Source organism: Kitasatospora sp. NPDC005751 (assembly GCF_040630835.1).
GTDB lineage: Bacteria > Actinomycetota > Actinomycetes > Streptomycetales > Streptomycetaceae > Kitasatospora.
The window spans coordinates 112,256-128,909 of the sequence record NZ_JBEXYC010000006.1 but is presented as its reverse complement, the minus strand read 5'-3'; the positions used below and the strand labels follow the sequence as shown (position 1 = coordinate 128,909).

At 73.4% G+C, this 16,654-nt stretch carries 16 protein-coding genes; 7 read left to right on the top strand and 9 right to left on the bottom strand.

Features of this window, described 5'->3' with window-relative positions:
- Positions 1–38: 38 nt before the first annotated feature.
- Positions 39–965 (bottom strand): NADP-dependent oxidoreductase, encoded by a 927-nt coding sequence (locus tag ABZ497_RS09080; RefSeq protein ID WP_359804094.1) that lies wholly within the window; start codon positions 963–965, stop codon positions 39–41.
- Positions 966–1,217: 252 nt separating this feature from the next.
- Here ABZ497_RS09080 and ABZ497_RS09075 point away from each other — a divergent pair, with 252 nt between their 5' ends.
- Positions 1,218–1,769 carry a carboxymuconolactone decarboxylase family protein gene (locus ABZ497_RS09075; protein WP_359804093.1) on the top strand — a complete coding sequence of 184 codons (552 nt, stop codon included), beginning with the start codon at positions 1,218–1,220 and terminating at the stop codon, positions 1,767–1,769.
- Positions 1,770–1,881: 112 nt separating this feature from the next.
- Here the strand turns inward: ABZ497_RS09075 and ABZ497_RS09070 are convergent, their stop codons facing one another.
- A complete protein-coding gene (locus ABZ497_RS09070) occupies positions 1,882–3,441 on the bottom strand; it encodes an alpha/beta hydrolase (protein ID WP_359804092.1) in 1,560 nt (519 codons plus the stop codon).
- 113 nt (positions 3,442–3,554) lie between these two features.
- Here ABZ497_RS09070 and ABZ497_RS09065 point away from each other — a divergent pair, with 113 nt between their 5' ends.
- On the top strand, positions 3,555–4,634 hold the full coding sequence (locus ABZ497_RS09065; protein ID WP_359804180.1) for a MerR family transcriptional regulator: 1,080 nt from the start codon (positions 3,555–3,557) through the stop codon (positions 4,632–4,634).
- A 55-nt stretch (positions 4,635–4,689) separates the two neighbouring features.
- Here ABZ497_RS09065 and ABZ497_RS09060 read toward each other — a convergent pair whose 3' ends face one another.
- From ABZ497_RS09060 to ABZ497_RS09050, 3 genes are all read right to left on the bottom strand, one after another.
- Positions 4,690–5,196 (bottom strand): DinB family protein, encoded by a 507-nt coding sequence (locus tag ABZ497_RS09060; protein ID WP_359804091.1) that lies wholly within the window; start codon positions 5,194–5,196, stop codon positions 4,690–4,692.
- On the bottom strand, positions 5,196–5,993 hold the full coding sequence (locus ABZ497_RS09055; protein WP_359804090.1) for a VOC family protein: 798 nt from the start codon (positions 5,991–5,993) through the stop codon (positions 5,196–5,198). Before ABZ497_RS09055 ends, ABZ497_RS09060 begins: the two co-directional genes overlap by 1 nt.
- A 217-nt stretch (positions 5,994–6,210) precedes the next feature.
- Positions 6,211–8,715, bottom strand: coding sequence for a terpene synthase family protein (locus tag ABZ497_RS09050; protein ID WP_359804089.1), 2,505 nt, complete (start codon positions 8,713–8,715; stop codon positions 6,211–6,213).
- 457 nt (positions 8,716–9,172) lie between these two features.
- Here ABZ497_RS09050 and ABZ497_RS09045 point away from each other — a divergent pair, with 457 nt between their 5' ends.
- Both ABZ497_RS09045 and ABZ497_RS09040 read left to right on the top strand, forming a co-directional pair.
- A complete protein-coding gene (locus ABZ497_RS09045) occupies positions 9,173–9,766 on the top strand; it encodes an HhH-GPD-type base excision DNA repair protein (RefSeq protein ID WP_329488629.1) in 594 nt (197 codons plus the stop codon).
- 123 nt (positions 9,767–9,889) lie between these two features.
- On the top strand, positions 9,890–10,168 hold the full coding sequence (locus tag ABZ497_RS09040; RefSeq protein ID WP_359804088.1) for a DUF2087 domain-containing protein: 279 nt from the start codon (positions 9,890–9,892) through the stop codon (positions 10,166–10,168).
- Between the two features lie 27 nt (positions 10,169–10,195).
- Here ABZ497_RS09040 and ABZ497_RS09035 read toward each other — a convergent pair whose 3' ends face one another.
- Positions 10,196–10,408 carry a KTSC domain-containing protein gene (locus ABZ497_RS09035; RefSeq protein ID WP_329488631.1) on the bottom strand — a complete coding sequence of 71 codons (213 nt, stop codon included), beginning with the start codon at positions 10,406–10,408 and terminating at the stop codon, positions 10,196–10,198.
- A gap of 61 nt (positions 10,409–10,469) precedes the next feature.
- On the bottom strand, positions 10,470–12,005 hold the full coding sequence (locus ABZ497_RS09030; protein ID WP_359804087.1) for an MFS transporter: 1,536 nt from the start codon (positions 12,003–12,005) through the stop codon (positions 10,470–10,472).
- A 93-nt stretch (positions 12,006–12,098) separates the two neighbouring features.
- On the opposite strand from ABZ497_RS09030, the gene ABZ497_RS09025 reads away from it, so the two are divergent.
- On the top strand, positions 12,099–13,109 hold the full coding sequence (locus ABZ497_RS09025; protein WP_359804086.1) for a YafY family protein: 1,011 nt from the start codon (positions 12,099–12,101) through the stop codon (positions 13,107–13,109).
- A 10-nt stretch (positions 13,110–13,119) separates the two neighbouring features.
- Here the strand turns inward: ABZ497_RS09025 and ABZ497_RS09020 are convergent, their stop codons facing one another.
- Both ABZ497_RS09020 and ABZ497_RS09015 read right to left on the bottom strand, forming a co-directional pair.
- Complete coding sequence (locus ABZ497_RS09020) at positions 13,120–14,001, bottom strand: hypothetical protein (RefSeq protein WP_359804085.1); 882 nt, start codon at positions 13,999–14,001, stop codon at positions 13,120–13,122.
- Positions 14,002–14,013: 12 nt separating this feature from the next.
- Positions 14,014–14,532 (bottom strand): YbhB/YbcL family Raf kinase inhibitor-like protein, encoded by a 519-nt coding sequence (locus ABZ497_RS09015; RefSeq protein WP_329488635.1) that lies wholly within the window; start codon positions 14,530–14,532, stop codon positions 14,014–14,016.
- Between the two features lie 105 nt (positions 14,533–14,637).
- Between ABZ497_RS09015 and ABZ497_RS09010 the strand changes: the two genes are divergently transcribed.
- Entirely contained in the window at positions 14,638–15,297 is a 660-nt protein-coding gene (locus ABZ497_RS09010) for a rhomboid family intramembrane serine protease (RefSeq protein ID WP_359804084.1), read from the top strand.
- A 184-nt stretch (positions 15,298–15,481) separates the two neighbouring features.
- Positions 15,482–16,648 (top strand): hypothetical protein, encoded by a 1,167-nt coding sequence (locus ABZ497_RS09005; protein ID WP_359804083.1) that lies wholly within the window; start codon positions 15,482–15,484, stop codon positions 16,646–16,648.
- Positions 16,649–16,654: the final 6 nt, after the last annotated feature.

Below are 16,654 nucleotides of genomic sequence, written 5' to 3'. Positions count from 1 at the left end.
ATATCCGGCACGTCCGGCCCTCCACTGTAGGACCGCGCTCAGGCGACGGTGAGGACGACCTTGCCCTGCACCCGGCCGGACCCGACCAGCTCGTGAGCCTTGGCGGCCTCGTCGAGCGGAAAGGTCTCGCTGACGTGCGGGCGGACGCGGCCCGCGTCGACGAGTGCGGCGATGGCCTCCAGCGAGGCGTAGTCGGGCTCGACCGAGATGCCCGCGAAGTTCCGGCCGGCAGCCTCGATCCGGGCGGCGAGCTCCTGGTTCCAGTGCTCCATGATGCTGACCAGGGTGCCGCCGGGGCGCAGGACGGCCAGGGCGCGGTCGCCCTCGGAGGAGGAGTCGAAGACGACGTCGACGTCGCGGACCGCCTCGGTGTAGTCGGTGGTCCGGTAGTCGATCACCTCGTCGGCGCCCAGGCCGCGAACGAACGCGTGCTTGGCCTCGCTCGCCAGGGCGATCACATGGGCTCCCCGGGCCTTGGCGATCTGCACGGCGAAGTGGCCGACGCCACCGGCCGCGCGGTGGATCAGCACCCGCTGACCTTCGGTCACCCCGGCCGCGTCCACCAGGCCCTGCCAGGCGGTCAGGGCGGCGAGCGGGAGGGCGGCGGCGTGCACGTGGTCGATCGTGGCGGGCTTGCGGGCCACCTGACGCGAGGGGACGGCGATGTACTCGGCGTACCCGGTGGCGGCGCGGGGGAAGAACGGCATGCCGTACACCTCGTCGCCCGCCTTGAACCGGGCGCCCGGGCCGGCCTCCTCGACGACGCCCGAGATGTCCCAGCCGACACCGAACGGCGGCTCGCCCAGCAGCGGGTAGGCCCCCGACCGGACGGCCACGTCGACCGGGTTGACCCCGCTCGCGTGGACCCGGACGAGGACCTCGCCGCCGAGCGGGGTGGGGCGGTCGATCTCGACGGTCTCCAGGACCTCGGGGCCGCCGAAGGACTGCTGGGTGACTGCGCGCATGGGAGGACTGCCTTCCTGGCTCGCCCGGCCCTCGTGCGGACCGGTTCTCGTTGTCCCCAACCCTAGGAAGGTCCGACGAGCCGATGAATATCCTTCAGTCTTCGGAAGATGTCCCAGCGTCTCGCGCGGCGGGCGCTCCGCTCCACGGCGCCCGGACCAGCCCGCGACCGGTGAAACCAAGGCAATTGACCCACCATCATGCCCCTGGAATGCACTGCTCCACCGGTCTTCCGAATCGCTAGATTCATGGTCATGACGAACGCCGCCGCAGCCGCGCCGACCACCACGCCCGCCGCCGCCCCCGACACCCCCGACACCCCCGGCACCCCCGGCACCCCCGCCGCCCGGGCTCCCCGGATCAACTTCGCCAAGGCCGCCCCGGCCGCCTTCAAGGCCCTGATCGGCTTCGACGCCGCCGCCCGCGAGGGCCTCGACCCGGCGCTCGTCGAGCTGGTCCAGATCCGCGCCTCGCAGCTCAACGGCTGCGCGTACTGCCTGCACCTGCACACCTCGGACGCCCGCAAGGCCGGCGAGACCGAGGAGCGGCTGCACCTGGTCGCCGTCTGGCGGGACGCCGCGCACTTCTTCACCGCGCAGGAGCAGGCCGCCCTCGCGCTGACCGAGGCCGTCACGCTGATCGGCCAGGCCGGCCTGCCCGACGACGTCTACGCCCGGGCCGCCGCGCAGTTCACCGAGGAGGAGCTGGCCCGGCTGCTGGCCCTGGTCCTCACCATCAACACCTGGAACCGGATCGCGCTCAGCACCGCCAAGGTCCCCGGTACCGACGAGCGGGCGGCGCACTGACCGCCCGCCGTGGCGACCTGGCGTCGACCCGAGGGCCCGGCCCCACCCCCGTCGGGGCCGGCCCCTCGGCCGCACCCGGTCCGGTGACCGGGCGGAACGGGCGGCACCTGGCTCAGAGGTGCCCGAGGACGGAGTGGACGGCCTGCTCGACGGCCGCGCGCGACTCGTCCGTCGGGTCGACGGTGTCGAACCCGTGGTGGCCGTGCGGGACGTCGATCACCTGGAGGTCCGTGTCCCGTGCCTCGGCGGCGGCCACGAACTCCTCGACCGTCGCGGCGATCTCCGTGACCTCCAGACCCACCCGGGTCAGGACGACGGGCAGCCGCCCGGCCCCGGCCAGCGCGTCCACCGGGCGGAACCGGCTGTCCACGCCCTGCCAGCCGGGCAGCGGCGCGAGGATCGGGTAGGTCACGGCGAGGCAGCGCAGCCAGGACGGGGGCGCGGAGAGCCAGTCCGCCGAGAGCGGGCCGCCGCCGGAGAAGAACCAGAGGGCGATGCGGTCGCCGTCGACGCGCGGGTCGGCGCGGAGCAGTTCGACGGCCTCGGCGACGTCCGCCGCGGCGAGCGGGTAGTCGGCGAGCGAGTGCAGGCGGTGGTCCAGGGTCGCGCCGATCACGCCCTGGCTCGCCGCGTACCGGCCGTAGCCGACGTAGGTCGTCCAGTCCCGTGGGGTGGGCCGCACGGTCTCGGGGACGGGGCCGCCGTGGACGAACAGCACCGCCGGACGCGGTGCGGCAGCCGTGTCGGTCGCACCGGCCGGGTTGGCGCCGGCCGCACCGGCGCCGTCCGGGTCCGCCGGCAGGTAGAGGTCGACCCGGCCGATCCGCTCGCGGGTCTGCTCGGGCACGTCCAGCACGAACGGGCGCAGGTAGCCAGGCAGTTCCTGGGCGGGCGCCGCCGCCAGCCGGTGCCCCTCGCCGGCCGCGGCGCCGAGCAGGAGCTCGGCCAGCTCGTCCGGACGGGAGAGCATCGGCCAGTGGCCGGTGTCCAGGTCGAAGAAGCTCACCCGGGGGTCGGCGAGGGCCTTGAACTGCGGCATGCCCAGCGTCATCAGGCCCTCCAGCTTGGCGATGCTCATCCCGCTCTCCGTGCAGAAGATGCCGGAGGTCGGCACGGCGGCGAGGGCCCCCGAGAGCCTGAGCGGCTGGGTGAAGGTGGCGCTCGGCTGCGGCGAGGCGAGACCGGTCAGCCGGGCCAGCGCCTCCTCCGAGAGCCCGGCGGTGCTGCCCCAGCGCTGCCACCCGTCGGCGGCCGGCGGGTCGATCCACCCGGTCCCGCCGTCCCGGTCCGCCGGGTCGAGCAGCCGCCGGCGGACCTCCTCGTCCGGGACCAGCTGAACGGCGGCGTCACCGTCCTGGGGCAGGCCGGCGTCCAGGTAGACGATCCGGGCGATCCGCTCCGGGCGCCGGTCGGCCGCGCCCAGCACGGGGTGGATGCCGTAGTCGTGGCCGACGATCACCAGCTCCGTCGCCTCCACCCCGTCGATCAGCCGCACCACGTCCTCGATGTGCGTCTCCAGCCCGGTGTCCGGACCGCCCGCCTCGCGGCGCTCCCCCAGCCCGGTGAGCGTCGCCGGGTACACCTCGGCCCCGGACTCCTCCAGCCTGGCGGCCACCTCCCGCCACACCTCTCCACCGGTGAAGGGCCCCGACACCAGCACGAACGCCGTCATGATCGTCTCCTTGCGCGGATCGTCCCCGCAGGCGGCCCGCCGGCCGCCCGCGCACACCGGTACGGTAGGAACTCCCCCTGAGGGAGGTTCAAGCCTTGCTGTCGTCAGACGTCATGTGGAGCATCGGCGAACTCGCGGAGCAGGCGAGCGTCACGGTCAAGACCGTCCGGTACTACTCGGACCGCGGCCTGCTGCCCGAAGCCGGCCGCAGCTCCGGCGGCCACCGCCGGTACGGCCCGGAGGCGCTCGACCGGCTCCGGCTGATCCGCTCCCTGCGCGCGCTCGACCTGCCCGTCCCGGAGGTCGGCCGGGCCCTGGAGGACGAGTCGGCACTGGAGGGCGCCGTCGCCCGGCAGTTGCGCGAGCTCGGGTCCCAGCTGGCCGCCCTGCGCTGGCGCGAGGCCGCCCTCCAGCTGCTCCAGGACTGCACCCCCGCCGAGCGCGCCGACCGGCTGCGTCTGATCGGCGCGGTGACCAGTCCGCCCGACACCACCGTGCTGGCCCGCTTCTGGCGCCGGGTGCTGCCCCCGCGGCTGCCCGCCCCGCTGCTCACGGCGGTCGTCGACGCGGCCGTCCCGCAGCTCCCCGACGATCCGACCCCGGCCCAGGTGCTGACCTTCGCCCGGCTGCACGCGCTCACCGCCCCCGGCCGGCTCAGCATCGACGTCTGCCGGCCCGACCTCCGCGAGCCCGACGAGGACTACCGGCCGGCGGTGCTCTACCAGGGCCTCGGCACGGCGTACGAGCTGGCGGCGGCGGAGATGGCGGACGGGGCGGGGCGGCCCGGCGAGGCGCTGGACTGCTTCGTCGCCGCGCACGCCGACTCGCGCGGGCTGCGCGACACCCCGGAGTTCCGCCGCCGGCTCGGGTACGTCCTCGACCAGACCGCCGACCCGGTGATCCTCCGCTACTGGCAGCTCGCCGCGGAGCTCGCCACCCCGGTCGGCGGCCCGCCCGCCGTCACGGCCGGCTCCGCCCACGAATGGCTCCGCGCCGGGCTGGGCACCACCGCGCTGGGCACCACCGCCCTGGGCACCACCGCCCTGGGCACCACCGCCCTGGGCACCACCGCCCTGGGCACCACCGCGCCGGGCACCACCGCGCCGGGCACCACCGCGCCGGGCGCCTCCATCCCGGGCACCATCGCGCCGGGCGCCTTCACCCCGGACGTCCGACGCCCCGAAGCCGCATGAGCGCCCGCCGCCCTCGCAGCCCCCGCTTCCGGCGCGGCCCTCAGGGCCGAGGCCCTCACCCCATCGTCTTCGCCCCGTCCAGCGACTCCCGGATGATGTCCGCGTGCCCGGCGTGCTGCGCGGTCTCCGCGATGATGTGCAGCAGCACCCGGCGCACCGACCAGCCGGCGCCCGGCTCGAACCACGGCGCCTCCGGCAGCGGGTGGACGAGGTCCAGATCGGGCAGCGTCGAGACCAGCTCGTCCGTCTGGCGCGCCACCCGCTCGTACGCGGCGAGCAGGCCCGCCAGCGTCTCGCCGTCCGTCATCCGGAACTGGCCCTCCCAGTCGATCGAGCCCCGTTCCATCGCCTCCGCACCGCCGACCGCGAACCGCGACCAGCGTTCCTCGACGCCCATGACGTGCTTGATCAGACCGCCCAGGCACAGCTCGCTCGCCGTGGTACGCCGGGCGGCCTGCTCGTCGTCGAGGTCACGCACGGTGTAGCGGAGGAAGCCGCGGTGCTTGTCCAGCGTCTGGAGCAGGTCGGCACGCTCGCCGCCCGCCGGTGCGCCGGCAGCCATCAGGCGTCCGCCATGGTCGGCATGGGCCCGGAGGTCGTGCCCAGGTCGATGACGCCGAAGGCCGCGCCCTGCGGGTCACCGACGGCGGCGAACCGGCCGAACGGGCTGTCCATCGGCCCGAAGAACAGCTGTCCGCCGTGCTCGGTCACCTTGGCGATGGCGGCGTCGCAGTCGTCCACCGAGAAGTAGACGCTCACGTACGAGGGCGCCTCGGGCGGCATGTCGTCCGGTCCGACCTTCATCCGGCCGAGCGCGGGCCGGTCGGCGACCTGGAAGATCTTGTAGTCGACCTGGTCGGTGTCCATCCGCTTGGTGCTGTAGGGGAAGACCGCGGGGAAGAAGGCGTCGGCCTTGCCCGGCTCACGCGTGAGCACCTCGGCCCAGGTGTACGAACCCGGCTCGTTCTGCTTCTCGAAGCCCTCGTGGCTGCCGGCCTGCCAGACGCCGAAGGTGACGCCGCCCGGGTCCTTGGCGATCGCCATCGAACCGAAGTCGCCGACCTGCATCGGCCCCATCAGCACCTCGCCGCCCGCGGCGCGGATCTTCTCGACGGTCGCGGCGGTGTCCGGCGAGGCGAGGTACAGGCACCAGGCCGACGGCACGTCGTCCCCGGGCATCGGCGGGACGACGGCGGCCACCGCCTTGCCGTCCGAGTACGCCGTCGTGTAGTTGCCGAACTCCGACGCGCTCTCGCCGAAGGTCCAGCCCAGCACCGCCCCGTAGAAGGCCTTGGCGCCGTCCAGATCCTTGAACATGGCGTCGGCCCAACAGGGTGTGCCCTCAGGTAGCACGGTCATGATCCTGCCCTCCATGTAACGGTATGCCCCGATTCGTCACAGTAGCCAGTCCCCCGTCGGACCGCGCCCCGAGTACCCGCACCGCGCCGCCCGCACCGCGCCGCCCGTGCCCTCCGCACCCGCCCTCCCCGGCCCCTGCCCTTCCCGGCATTCCCGGCCGGACACGGCGACGGCCCGCCGGAGCACCCCGGCGGGCCGTCGCGAGAACCGGTCACCGCTACACGTCGGCCGCACCCGCCGGGAGGGTCACCGGAAGGGCCGCCGCGAAGGCGAACCGCGACGCCGCCGTCCCCAGTCCGGGCGCGCCGAACGGGAGCGCACCCCCGGCACCGACCGGGACGCCCTCCGGCACGGCCGTGGCCGGGACACCCACGCCGTCGGCCGGCACCTCCGCCGCCGGCACCCCGTCCGCCTTCGGCACCTCATCGGCCGCCGGCCCGGCCGGGAGCTCGGCCGCCCTGCCGTCCGCCCCCGACCCGCGCCCGAAGTGCCGCCGAAGGTCCGCCTCGCCGTACCGGTGGCAGTCCCGGTGCCAGACGTGGATACCCGCGAGCCAGTTCTCCAGCTCCTTGACGTACCCGTCCAGCAGCTCCCGGGCCTCCGGCTCCAGCCCGAAGTCGTCGTACAGCACCGGGAACTCGTTCTGCGCCACGTGCTCGAACTGCCGCAACCGCGAGTGCATCAGGTCGTCGACGATGCCGACGGCCGAGGGGTAGTCGCAGTTGAAGAAGTTCTGCACCACCAGGACGGCGTTGTGCACCTCGCCCTCGTACTCGACCTCCTTCTGGTACGAGAAGAGGTCGTTCATCATGCACGCGTAGTCGGCGGCCGCGCTCTCCAGCGAGCGCATCGGCCCGCTCTCGTAGATCTCCGGCGGGACGGCCTGGCCGTGCGCCAGCCGGCACAGGCTCATGGTGAGGTCGGAGCCGAAGGTCTTCCGGCGCATCTCGATGTAGTCCACCGGGTCAGGGATCCGGTGCTGCGCCTGGTTGTTGAGCTCCCAGACCCAGCTCAGGGTCATGTCCTCGATCGCGGCGCGGAACTTCCGCCGGGCGTCCGGCGTCATCGGGGCGCTGGTCCGCTCCCAGAGGTCGGCCAGGCCCCGCTCCAGGGCGTTGACCGGCACCGGCGCCGGGCTGTCGTCGACGGGCATGAACGTCGAGAAGCGCTCGGTGAGCAGCTTGGCGCCGACCAGGTCGCGGGTCCGCCCGTAGACCACCGGGTAGTAGTCGTCGCCGTAGGTCCCCCACGTCAACCACGCCGAGGTGAGGTCGAGTTGCTCGGGGGTGGCGTCCGGGTGGATGCCGGCCGAGCAGAGCGGGAAGTCGTAGTCGGCGAGCTTCTCGGCCGTCCAGATGCCCGAGCCCGGTACGCCCGGCTGCGCCTCCAGCATGCCCATCCGGGCGGCCCACGCCACGGTGTTGAGCCGGGAGGCGTCCAGGTGCGGGCTGAGTTCGACGGTGTACGGGAGCCTGAACTCCGGCAGCCTGGAGGCCCCGACCCGCTGGAACGGCACATGGCCGTGCGAGCGCGCCCGCCGCACCGCCGGGTCGACGCCACCGGGCCAGCCGGGCGTCCCGTTCAGCGTGTTCACCCCACTCAGCGAGCCCAACTCACCCAAGCCGCCGGGAAGTCCGCGCCCCGACCCGGCCCGCAGCACGTCCAGCGCCGACGTCCCGATCCCGCCGATCGCGTACTGGTCCCACCAACGGGCCGGCGCGGCGGACGCGCCGCCGCCGTTCATGTACCGGCTGGACCGCATGTGCCACTCGTGGCCGCCCGACTGCCAGTCCTGCAGGCCCTTGACGTACGCCATCACCCGCGCGACGCCCGCCGGGTCCAGCCCGGTCTCGGTGAACAGCCAGGGCAGCTCGGTGAACACGGTGTTCTCGAACTGCTGGAGCCGCGAGGTGAGCAGGTCGTTGACGGCGTCCGCGGCCTCCTGCGTCGTGCAGCCCAGGAAGGTCTCCAGCACGAGGATGCCGTTGCTCAGCTCGCCCTCGTCCTCGACCTCCCGCTGGTAGGAGAAGATGTCGTTGCGCAGGTGGACGCCGTCCGAGAAGGCGTCCATCAGCACCCGAAGCGGTCGCGAACCCGAAACCTCCTTCGGCACTTCGGCGTTGGCGGCGTACTCGATCAGACCGGCCGACCAGGGCGCGCCGCCGACCTTGCGGCGCATCTCGATGTACTCGACCGGGTTGGCGATCCGGCCGGCGTTGATGTTGGCGAGTTCCCAGAGCGACTCGTTGAGCAGGTTCCGGGTGCTCTCGGCGAACCGGATCCGCCAGTCCTCCCCCATCGAGGGCACCGTGCGCCGCCACAGATCGGCCAGGCCTGCCTCGACCGGGTTGGTGGGCTCGGGCACCGGGGTCGACGGGTCGGCCGGCATGAACAGCGGCAGCCGGTCCAGATAGGCCTTGCCGCCCGCGCGGTCGTTGCTGCGCTTGAAGATCTCCAGGAAGTGGTCGTCGAAGAAGAAGACCCACACGTACCAGTCGGTGACCAGCGACAACGCCTCGGCGGAGGCGTCCGGGTGGGTGTACGCGCAGAGCAGGCCGTAGTCGTGCGCCTCCAGATCGGCCTGGTCCCAGATGCCCGACCCCTCCAGCATCCCCATCTCCCGGGCCCACGCGGTGGAGTGGGCCCGGGCGCCTTCGAGATGGGGGTTCAGGCGCGCCGGGTGCGGCACGTAGAAGGAGGGCAGTTCGAACGGCTGAGTCACCGGGCGAGCCTTTCTGGACGCGTCGAGGAGGCCGACCGGCCCGGCGGAGCGGAGCCGGTCGGTCCGCTGCCCCACGACCCGGTCGGCTCAGCATTACCCCTCGCCGACGATCTCCACCGGACAACCGCAACAGTCGTATGAGATAACCCACTTCCCCCGAACACCCGCCCGATGGAACGCACGCTTCTCGTTCACCTGTGCGGACGGAACAACCCGGCATCCACCCTCGGGGGCGATCCGTCGTGCGGAAAAGGATGTTGGCGGCGGGTCACCGATCCGGACGGATTACCCGGGCCATTCCGACCGCGCAACGATACGCCAACGAACTACCCAGGCGGGCCAAGGGCGGCCAACTCAAGCAATCCGGTCCGGCGGGCGTGTTGACCCGCTCCCCTCATCCCCCGTCCACCAGACTGGGCGACGATCCGAGTCTCCACGATCCGAGGAGGGCCTGCCCATGAACGTCACCGTCCGGCTCGCGCAGCAGCCCGAGGCCGACGACCTGCTCGGGCGCAGCGCGCTCGCCGCGCTCGTCGGGATGCTTCTCGACCAGCAGGTGCCCATGGAGTGGGCGTTCACCGGCCCGCTCACCATCGCGCAGCGTCTGGGCCGGGACGACCTGGACGCGCACGAGATCGCCGTCCACAACCCCGAGGCGTTCGTCGCCCTGCTCTCCGAGAAGCCGGCCGTGCACCGCTACCCGGCCGCGATGGCCAAGCGGGTGCAGCAGCTCTGCCAGTTCGTGGTGGCGCAGTACGACGGCGACGCGGCGGCGCTCTGGCGCGACGTCGCGACCGGCCGGGAGCTGCTCAGCCGCCTCAACGCCCTTCCCGGCTTCGGGAAGCAGAAGTCGCAGATCTTCCTCGCGCTGCTCGGCAAGCAGTACGGCGTGCGGCCCGAGGGCTGGCGCGAGGCGGCGGGCCTGTACGGCGAGGAGGGGGCCTACCGGTCGGTCGCGGACATCACCGGCCCGGAGTCGCTGGAGAAGGTGCGCGCCCACAAGCAGGAGGTGAAGCGCGCCGCCAAGGAGGCCAAGACCGCCAAGGTCTGATGACCGATCACTCCTGCTGCCCGGCACTCCCGAGGAGTGCCGGGCAGCGGCGCGTGGCGCCCGCCCCGGCGCCCGCCCCGAAAACGGGTTGCCCGCCCAGCCCCGCCGGGTGAGGCTCGACGGATGACCGACACCGACAGCCAGGACAGCCCCGGCGTGCGTTCCCTCTTCTCCGGCGACGGCCGGCTGACCACGATCCCCCGCAAGGCGGCCCGCCGCGAGCAGCTGCTCGCCCACCTCGCCGGCACCCTCTTCGAACCGGGCCGCTCCTACAGCGAGCGCGAGGTCAACGAGACGCTGCGGGCGGTGCACGACGACTACCCGGCCCTGCGCCGCTTCCTGGTCGAGGCCGGCCACCTGGCGCGTCCCCAGGACGGCAGCAGCTACCGCCGCGCCGCCTGAACCCCGCCCCCCGGGGAGGCGAGGGCCTCAGCGCACCCGCCGGTACGCGTACCGCCCGCGGATCCTCCGGGCGAAGTACCGTCCGTGGCTCTCCGCCGCCATCAGCTCCCGGTGCACCCGCCCGGGGACCGCGTCGTACCGGTAGACGCTCCCGCCGGTGAACTCCAGCTCCAGTACCCGCCGCGCCGCGTCGTAGCCGACCGAGCGCAGCGCCGAGGAGTCCACCGCCAGCCGCTCCATGCTCCCAGTGTGCGCGCGAGGGCCCCGGCCGCGCATCGCGGCCGGGGCCCTCCACCCACCGTCAGACGAGGACGGGCTCCTGCTCCTGCTCCCGCTCGGGCTCGTCGGCAGAGGACGCGGAGGAGGTACCGGTGGCGACCGCCGCCTTCCGCCTCGGCAGCGCGAACATCAGCAGGAACACCGCCGCCAGCACCGCGACGACCCACCACATCGCGTGGACGAAGGCCCCGCCGAACGCCGTCCCGACCGCCTCGGGGGCGACCACGTCGTCCATCGCCCCGAAGAACGCCACCGACACCAGCCCGAGCCCCAGCGCCGTCCCGAGCTGGTTCACCGTGTTGATCAGGCCCGACGCCGAACCGGCGTGCTCACGCGGCACCTCGGCCAGCACCGCGTCGGTGATCGGCGCCACGATCAGGCCCATCCCCAGGCCCATCACCACCAGCGGCAGCGCCATCTGCCAGGACGTGATCGCCGTGCCGTACCGGTCGGCCTCCCAGATGTAGGTCAGCGCGCCGACCGTCATCACCAGCGCACCGGCCTGGAGCACCTTGCGTCCGAAGCGCGGCACCAGCTGCTGGACCGAGAGTCCGGCCGCCACCGAGACCGCGATCGAGAAGGGGATGCCCGTGGTCCCGGCCTTGAGCGGGCTCCAGCCCAGCCCGATCTGCATGTAGAGCGTCCAGACCAGGAAGAAGATCCCGGTGACCACGCCGAAGGTCAGCTGGACGCCGATGCCGGCCGCGAAGCTCTTCACCCGGAACAGCGACAGCTCGACCAGCGGCGAACCGTCCCGCCGCGTCTTCACCTTCTCGTACGCGACGAACAGGGCGAACACCGGCAGGCTGCCGGCCATCGAGAGGTGGCCCCAGAGCGGCCAGCCGGCCTCCCGGCCGTGGGTGAGCGGGTAGAGCAGCATCAGCAGGCCGACGCTGGCCAGCAGCACACCCACGAGGTCCAGCTTGAGCGCCTTCTCCGCCCGCGACTCGCCGATGAACGCCCGGCCGAGCAGCAGTCCGGCGATGCCCACCGGCAGGTTGATCAGGAAGATCGGCCGCCAGGCCAGCCCGAAGAGGTCCCACTCCGTCAGCAGCGCGCCGATCAGCGGCCCGGAGACGGCGCCCAGACCGACCACCGCGCCGAACAGGCCGAACACCTTGCCGCGCTCCTCCGCCGGGAAGGAGGCGTGGATGATCGACAGCACCTGCGGCACCATCAGCGCCGCCGTCCCGCCCTGGAGGATCCGGGTCGCGACCAGCATCTCGGCGCCGGTCGCCAGACCGCAGAGTGCCGAGGCGACGGTGAAGCCGCCGATTCCGATCAGGAACAGTCGCTTCCGGCCGTAGATGTCGCCCAGTCGACCGCCGGTGATCAGCCCGATCGCGAAGGCCAGGGCGTAGCCGCCGGTCACCCACTGGACGGCACTGAACGAGGCGCCGGTGTCCTCCTGGATGCTGGGGATGGCGATGTTCACGATGGTGACGTCCACCAGGTCCATGAACGAGGCCGTCATCACGATCGCCAGCGCGATCCACCTCCGCCGGTCGGACACCACACCGGAGCCCGCTCCGGAGCCCTCCCCGGAATCCGCTGTCATCGTCTTCTCCTCTACCTCGCTCTTCGGCACGTCTGCGACAGTAGAGGGAATGTAGGTCAGCTCTTGTCCTCGTTGTCCGGCATCCTGGGTGCCATGACGGACACTCCGGCGCGGCTGCTGAACCTGCTCTCCCTCCTCCAGACCCCGCGCGAGTGGCCGGGCAGCGAACTGGCCGAACGCCTCCAGGTCAGCTCCCGGACGATCCGCCGCGACATCGACCGGCTGCGCGCCCTGGGGTACCCGGTCGAGGCGACGATGGGCGCGATCGGCGGCTACCGGCTGGTGGCCGGGACGGCGATGCCACCGCTGCTGCTGGACGACGAGGAGGCGGTGGCCATCGCGGTCGGCCTGCGGGCGGCCGCCGGGCACGCCGTGGTCGGCATCGAGGAGGCGTCCGTCCGGGCGCTCGGCAAACTGCTCCAGGTGCTGCCGGGGCGCCTGCGCCACCGGGTCGGCGCGCTGAACACGGCCACCGTGCCGCTGCTCACCGGCGACGGACCGACCGTCGACCCCGAGGACCTCACCGTGCTCGCGGGCGCCGTCACCAACCGGGAGCGGCTGCGCTTCCACTACCGGGCGGGTGACGGCGCCGAGACCCGGCGCCAGGTCGAGCCCAACCGCCTGGTCTCGACCGGTCGGCGCTGGTACCTGGTCGGCTACGACCTCGACCGCGACGACTGGCGGCTCTTCCGGGTGGACCGGATCAGCGAGCCCTTCCCGACCGGCGCCCGCTTCACCCCGCGCGAACTCCCCGCCGAGGACGCGGCCGCGTACGTGGCGAGCAAGCTCCGCCGGCCGGCGGCCACCCACACCCTGGTGGCGACGCTGCACATGCCCGCCTCCGAGGTGGAGAGCTGGATCAGCCGCGCCGCCGACACCACGGTCGAGCCGGTCGACGACCGGAGCTGCCGGCTCCGCTCGCGGTCCGACTCGCTGGGGTACCTGGCGATGCGGCTCCTCATGCTGGGCTGCGAGTTCGAGGTCCACGAGCCCCCGGAGATGAACGCCCACCTGCGCGCCCTCGCCGCCCGCGCCGGCCGGGCCGCCGACAGCGGGGGTCCGGTCCACCCCGCCGCCGACAGCGGGGGTCCGGTCCGACCCTGAGCCGCCCGCGCTACGCCGCCACCCGGTACCAGGCGTCCCCCGAACGGAACCGGAGCACGCCGTCCCGCCCGTAGGCCCGCTCCCGGTCCAGCTCTCCGGGCAGCCGGAGCCGGCGCCGCCCGGTCTCCTTCCACTCCTTGCCGACCAGCAGGCAGCGGACCAGCTCACCCGCGTGCGTCAGGAAGATCCCCTGCCGGCCGCCGACGGCGAAGCCGAGCGGCAGCCGGACCGGGGACCGCCGACTCACGGACCCCCCGGCCGGGTCGATCCGGGTCAGGTAGCTCGCCGTACTGCCCGGGTACCAGGCCAGCCAGACCGCGCGGCCCTCGGTCGCCCCGGCCAGGCCCTCCAGCGGGTAGCCGGGCAGTTCGTCCCGCCCCGGTCGCCAGACCATCCGCCCGGCCGGGTCCGCCCCGACCAGACCGGGGTGGGCCATCGGGTGGTCCCCGTAGATGCCCTCGTCCCCGAAGGCCATCCAGATCCGGCCGTCCCGGTCGGCGACCAGCGTCCGGATGTCGTCGCCGAGCACCAGCTCGTGGGCGGGCTCGCCGTCGGGCCCGAACACGACCGCGTTGGGCGCCCATCCGCCCGGCTCCTCGTCGGCCCGGTAGCTCGCCACCAGCAGCCGGCCGCCGGGCAGCAGCGCCAGGTGGTCCGGGTCGACGGCGAGCCCGCGCAGCGCCGTCCGCCGCTCCCCCTCCGGTGTCACCGTCACCAGCTCGGCGTCCGGGGGCGGGTCGGGGCACGTCCGGCCGGAGGCGCCGGACGGCTTCTCCCCGGGCACCAGCAGCACGACCAGTTCGCCGTCCGGTCCGACCGTCCAGCCGGAGGCCCGGCGGCCCGCCCCGGCATCGTGCTCGGGCAGCCGCCAGACCTCCACCGGTTCGTTCATCCGCCGAGGATCTCAGACCCCGTACTCGGCGGTGATCACCGCACGGGCCAGCGTGTGGAAGGTGATGTGGAAGCCGATCTGGGCCGCCGGCGTCTCCGGGGTGACGTCCAGCGCGTCCACGTCCAGCGCGTGCACGGCGAAGGCGTACCGGTGCGGGGCGCCGGGCGGCGGGGCCGCGCCGTCGTACTTGTTGCCGGGGAAGTCGTTGCGGCCGTGGAACGAGGCCGCCCCGGGCAGGTCCGCGTCGGACGAACCGGCGCCGCGCGCCAGGCCGGCGGTGTCACCGGGCAGGTTGAGGGCGAGCCAGTGCCACCAGCCGGAGCCGGTCGGGGCGTCCGGGTCGTAGCAGGTGACGGCGACGGACCGGGTGCCCTCCGGCAGGCCCGACCAGGCCAGCTGCGGCGACAGGTTGCCGCCCGCGTGGACGAACTCCTCGGCCAGCTTGCCGCCTTCGGCGAGGTCATCACTGGTCAGCTCGAAGGACGGCACCTGCGGCAGGAACTCGTAGGGCAGCGGCGGACGAACGCTCATGAAACGGTCACCTCTCGACAAGCCAGGACAGCCCGGACCAGGCTGAATGACGCGATTCACTGTAGTGGGGTGCCACCGTTCACGGGCCCCCTCTACAGTCGGGTCATGGCTTCGACACCCGCCCGCCTGCTGGCCGACTCCCGACGAGCCCTCCTCACCATGGTCGGCCTGCTCGCCGTCATCTGGCTGGTGCAGTTGGTGAACTGGATGGACGACTACGGCCTCACCTACCAACACGGCCTGATGCCGCGCCGGCTCGACGAGCTGCCGGACGTGTTCGCCATGCCGCTGCTGCACTTCAGTTGGGAGCACATCGAGGCCAACTCCTGGCCGCTGTTCGCCTTCGGCTTCCTCTCCGCCTACCGGGGCATGAAGAGGTTCCTCTGGGCGACCCTGATGATCGTCGTGGTCGGCGGCCTCACCGTCTGGCTGTGCGAGCGCCCCGAGACGGTCACCGCCGGGGCCAGCGGCCTGGTCTACGGCTACTTCGGCTACCTGGTGCTGCGCGGCGTGCTCGACCGCAACCTGCTGGACGCGGTGATCGCCGTCGTCGTCGCGGCGGTGTACTCCTACCTCCTGATCGGCGTCCTGCCGGTGACCCAGGGGGTCAGCTGGCTGGGCCACCTCGGCGGTCTGATCGGCGGGCTCACCGCCGCCTGGCTGCTCCGCAACCGCGGACCGAAGACGGCCGCCGCCCCGGCGTCCGAGCCCGCCGCCGGCCCCCGGTCCGCCCTGCACAAGGAGCTGGACGACCTCGGCCTCTGAGCGCCGGAGGAGCACGCCAGGAGCGCGCCAGGAGCACGGCGAGGGGCCCCGCGAGCGCGCCGCGGCCAGGTATAGACCAATCCCGGACCTGCGACTAGCGTGGGAGAGCCCTGCCCTCTGCCTCCTGCCTTCTACCTTCTGCCTTCTGCCCTCTCCCCCCTGCCCCCTGCTCCGGAGCCGCACCGTGGAGTCGTCCGTCCTCGCCTTCGCCACCGACCTGCTGGACGAGGGCACCGACACCTTCTTCGGCAACCTCGCCGACCGGGCCGGGGTCGGCGGCGTCACCCTCGCCTCGGTCTACCACGAGGCCCGGGACGTCTTCCCGCACAACCCGCGCCGGGTGATCCGCTACCTGGAGCCGGGCGCCGCCTACTTCCGCCCCGACCCGGCGCGCTGGGCCGGGCGGCGGCTGCGGCCCACCCCCTCCACCGCGATCGGCGACCGCGACCCCTTCGCCGAGGCCGCCGCCGAGGCGCGGCGCCGCGGGATGAAGCTGCACGCCTGGACGGTGTTCTGCCACAACGACCGGCTCGGCTTCGAACACCCCGACTGCGCCCCCGCCAACGCCTTCGGCGACCGCCACCTCACCGAACTCTGCCCGGCCGCCCCGGAGGTCCGCGAGTACGCGGTGACGCTGGTCGCCGAGCTGGCCCGGTACGGCGTGGACGCGATCCGCGCCGAGTCGCTGCACTTCCACGGGCTGCGCCACGGCTACCACCACGAGCGCTACTTCGAGGAGCTGGGCCCGGTCGCCGAGGCGCTGCTCGGGATCTGCTTCTGCGACCACTGCCGCGCCGCCGCCGTCCGGGCGGGCGTCCCGGCCGACGAGGTGGCGGCGACCGTCCGCGCCGAGCTGCGCCGCCGGCTGGCCGACGACACGGCCGCCGCCGAGCCCGCCGCCCTCGACGAGCTGGCCGACGGCGCCCTGGCGGCCTACGTCGACGCCTCCGCCGCGACCGTGACCTCACTCGCCGCCGAGGTGGCCGAGGAGGCGCGACGGCACGGCATGCGGCTGAGCTTCATGGACGGCGGCGGCCCGGGCCGGGGCTGGCTCGCCGGCATCGACCTGCCCGCGCTCGCCGGGGTCGCCGACCAGATCGAGACGCTCGGCTACGCGCGGACCCCGGAGGCCGTCCGGGAGAAGGTCGCCGCGTTCGCCCTGCACGGCGTCCGCCCGCGCGACATGGCGGTGATCCTGCGCCCGATGGCCTCGGACTGCGATGGCCCGGCCAACCTCGCCGCCAAGATCGCCACACTCCGTGAGCTCGGCGTGCCGGAGGTCGAGTTCTACCACTACGGCCTGATGCGGCTCTCCTCGCTGGACCGGATCGGCACCGCGCTCACCGGCTGAGCGGAG

What these genes read in the sequence shown, in the direction of transcription:
- ABZ497_RS09080 (WP_359804094.1), bottom strand. Translation starts at nt 965, where the DNA reads ATGCGCGCAGTCACCCAGCAGTCCTTCGGCGGCCCCGAGGTCCTGGAG.
- ABZ497_RS09075 (WP_359804093.1), top strand. Translation starts at nt 1,218, where the DNA reads ATGACGAACGCCGCCGCAGCCGCGCCGACCACCACGCCCGCCGCCGCC.
- ABZ497_RS09040 (WP_359804088.1), top strand. Translation starts at nt 9,890, where the DNA reads ATGACCGACACCGACAGCCAGGACAGCCCCGGCGTGCGTTCCCTCTTC.
- ABZ497_RS09060 (WP_359804091.1), bottom strand. Translation starts at nt 5,196, where the DNA reads ATGGCTGCCGGCGCACCGGCGGGCGGCGAGCGTGCCGACCTGCTCCAG.
- ABZ497_RS09055 (WP_359804090.1), bottom strand. Translation starts at nt 5,993, where the DNA reads ATGACCGTGCTACCTGAGGGCACACCCTGTTGGGCCGACGCCATGTTC.
- ABZ497_RS09025 (WP_359804086.1), top strand. Translation starts at nt 12,099, where the DNA reads ATGACGGACACTCCGGCGCGGCTGCTGAACCTGCTCTCCCTCCTCCAG.
- ABZ497_RS09010 (WP_359804084.1), top strand. Translation starts at nt 14,638, where the DNA reads ATGGCTTCGACACCCGCCCGCCTGCTGGCCGACTCCCGACGAGCCCTC.
- ABZ497_RS09065 (WP_359804180.1), top strand. Translation starts at nt 3,555, where the DNA reads ATGTGGAGCATCGGCGAACTCGCGGAGCAGGCGAGCGTCACGGTCAAG.
- ABZ497_RS09045 (WP_329488629.1), top strand. Translation starts at nt 9,173, where the DNA reads ATGAACGTCACCGTCCGGCTCGCGCAGCAGCCCGAGGCCGACGACCTG.
- ABZ497_RS09030 (WP_359804087.1), bottom strand. Translation starts at nt 12,005, where the DNA reads ATGACAGCGGATTCCGGGGAGGGCTCCGGAGCGGGCTCCGGTGTGGTG.
- ABZ497_RS09020 (WP_359804085.1), bottom strand. Translation starts at nt 14,001, where the DNA reads ATGAACGAACCGGTGGAGGTCTGGCGGCTGCCCGAGCACGATGCCGGG.
- ABZ497_RS09015 (WP_329488635.1), bottom strand. Translation starts at nt 14,532, where the DNA reads ATGAGCGTTCGTCCGCCGCTGCCCTACGAGTTCCTGCCGCAGGTGCCG.
- ABZ497_RS09070 (WP_359804092.1), bottom strand. Translation starts at nt 3,441, where the DNA reads ATGACGGCGTTCGTGCTGGTGTCGGGGCCCTTCACCGGTGGAGAGGTG.
- ABZ497_RS09035 (WP_329488631.1), bottom strand. Translation starts at nt 10,408, where the DNA reads ATGGAGCGGCTGGCGGTGGACTCCTCGGCGCTGCGCTCGGTCGGCTAC.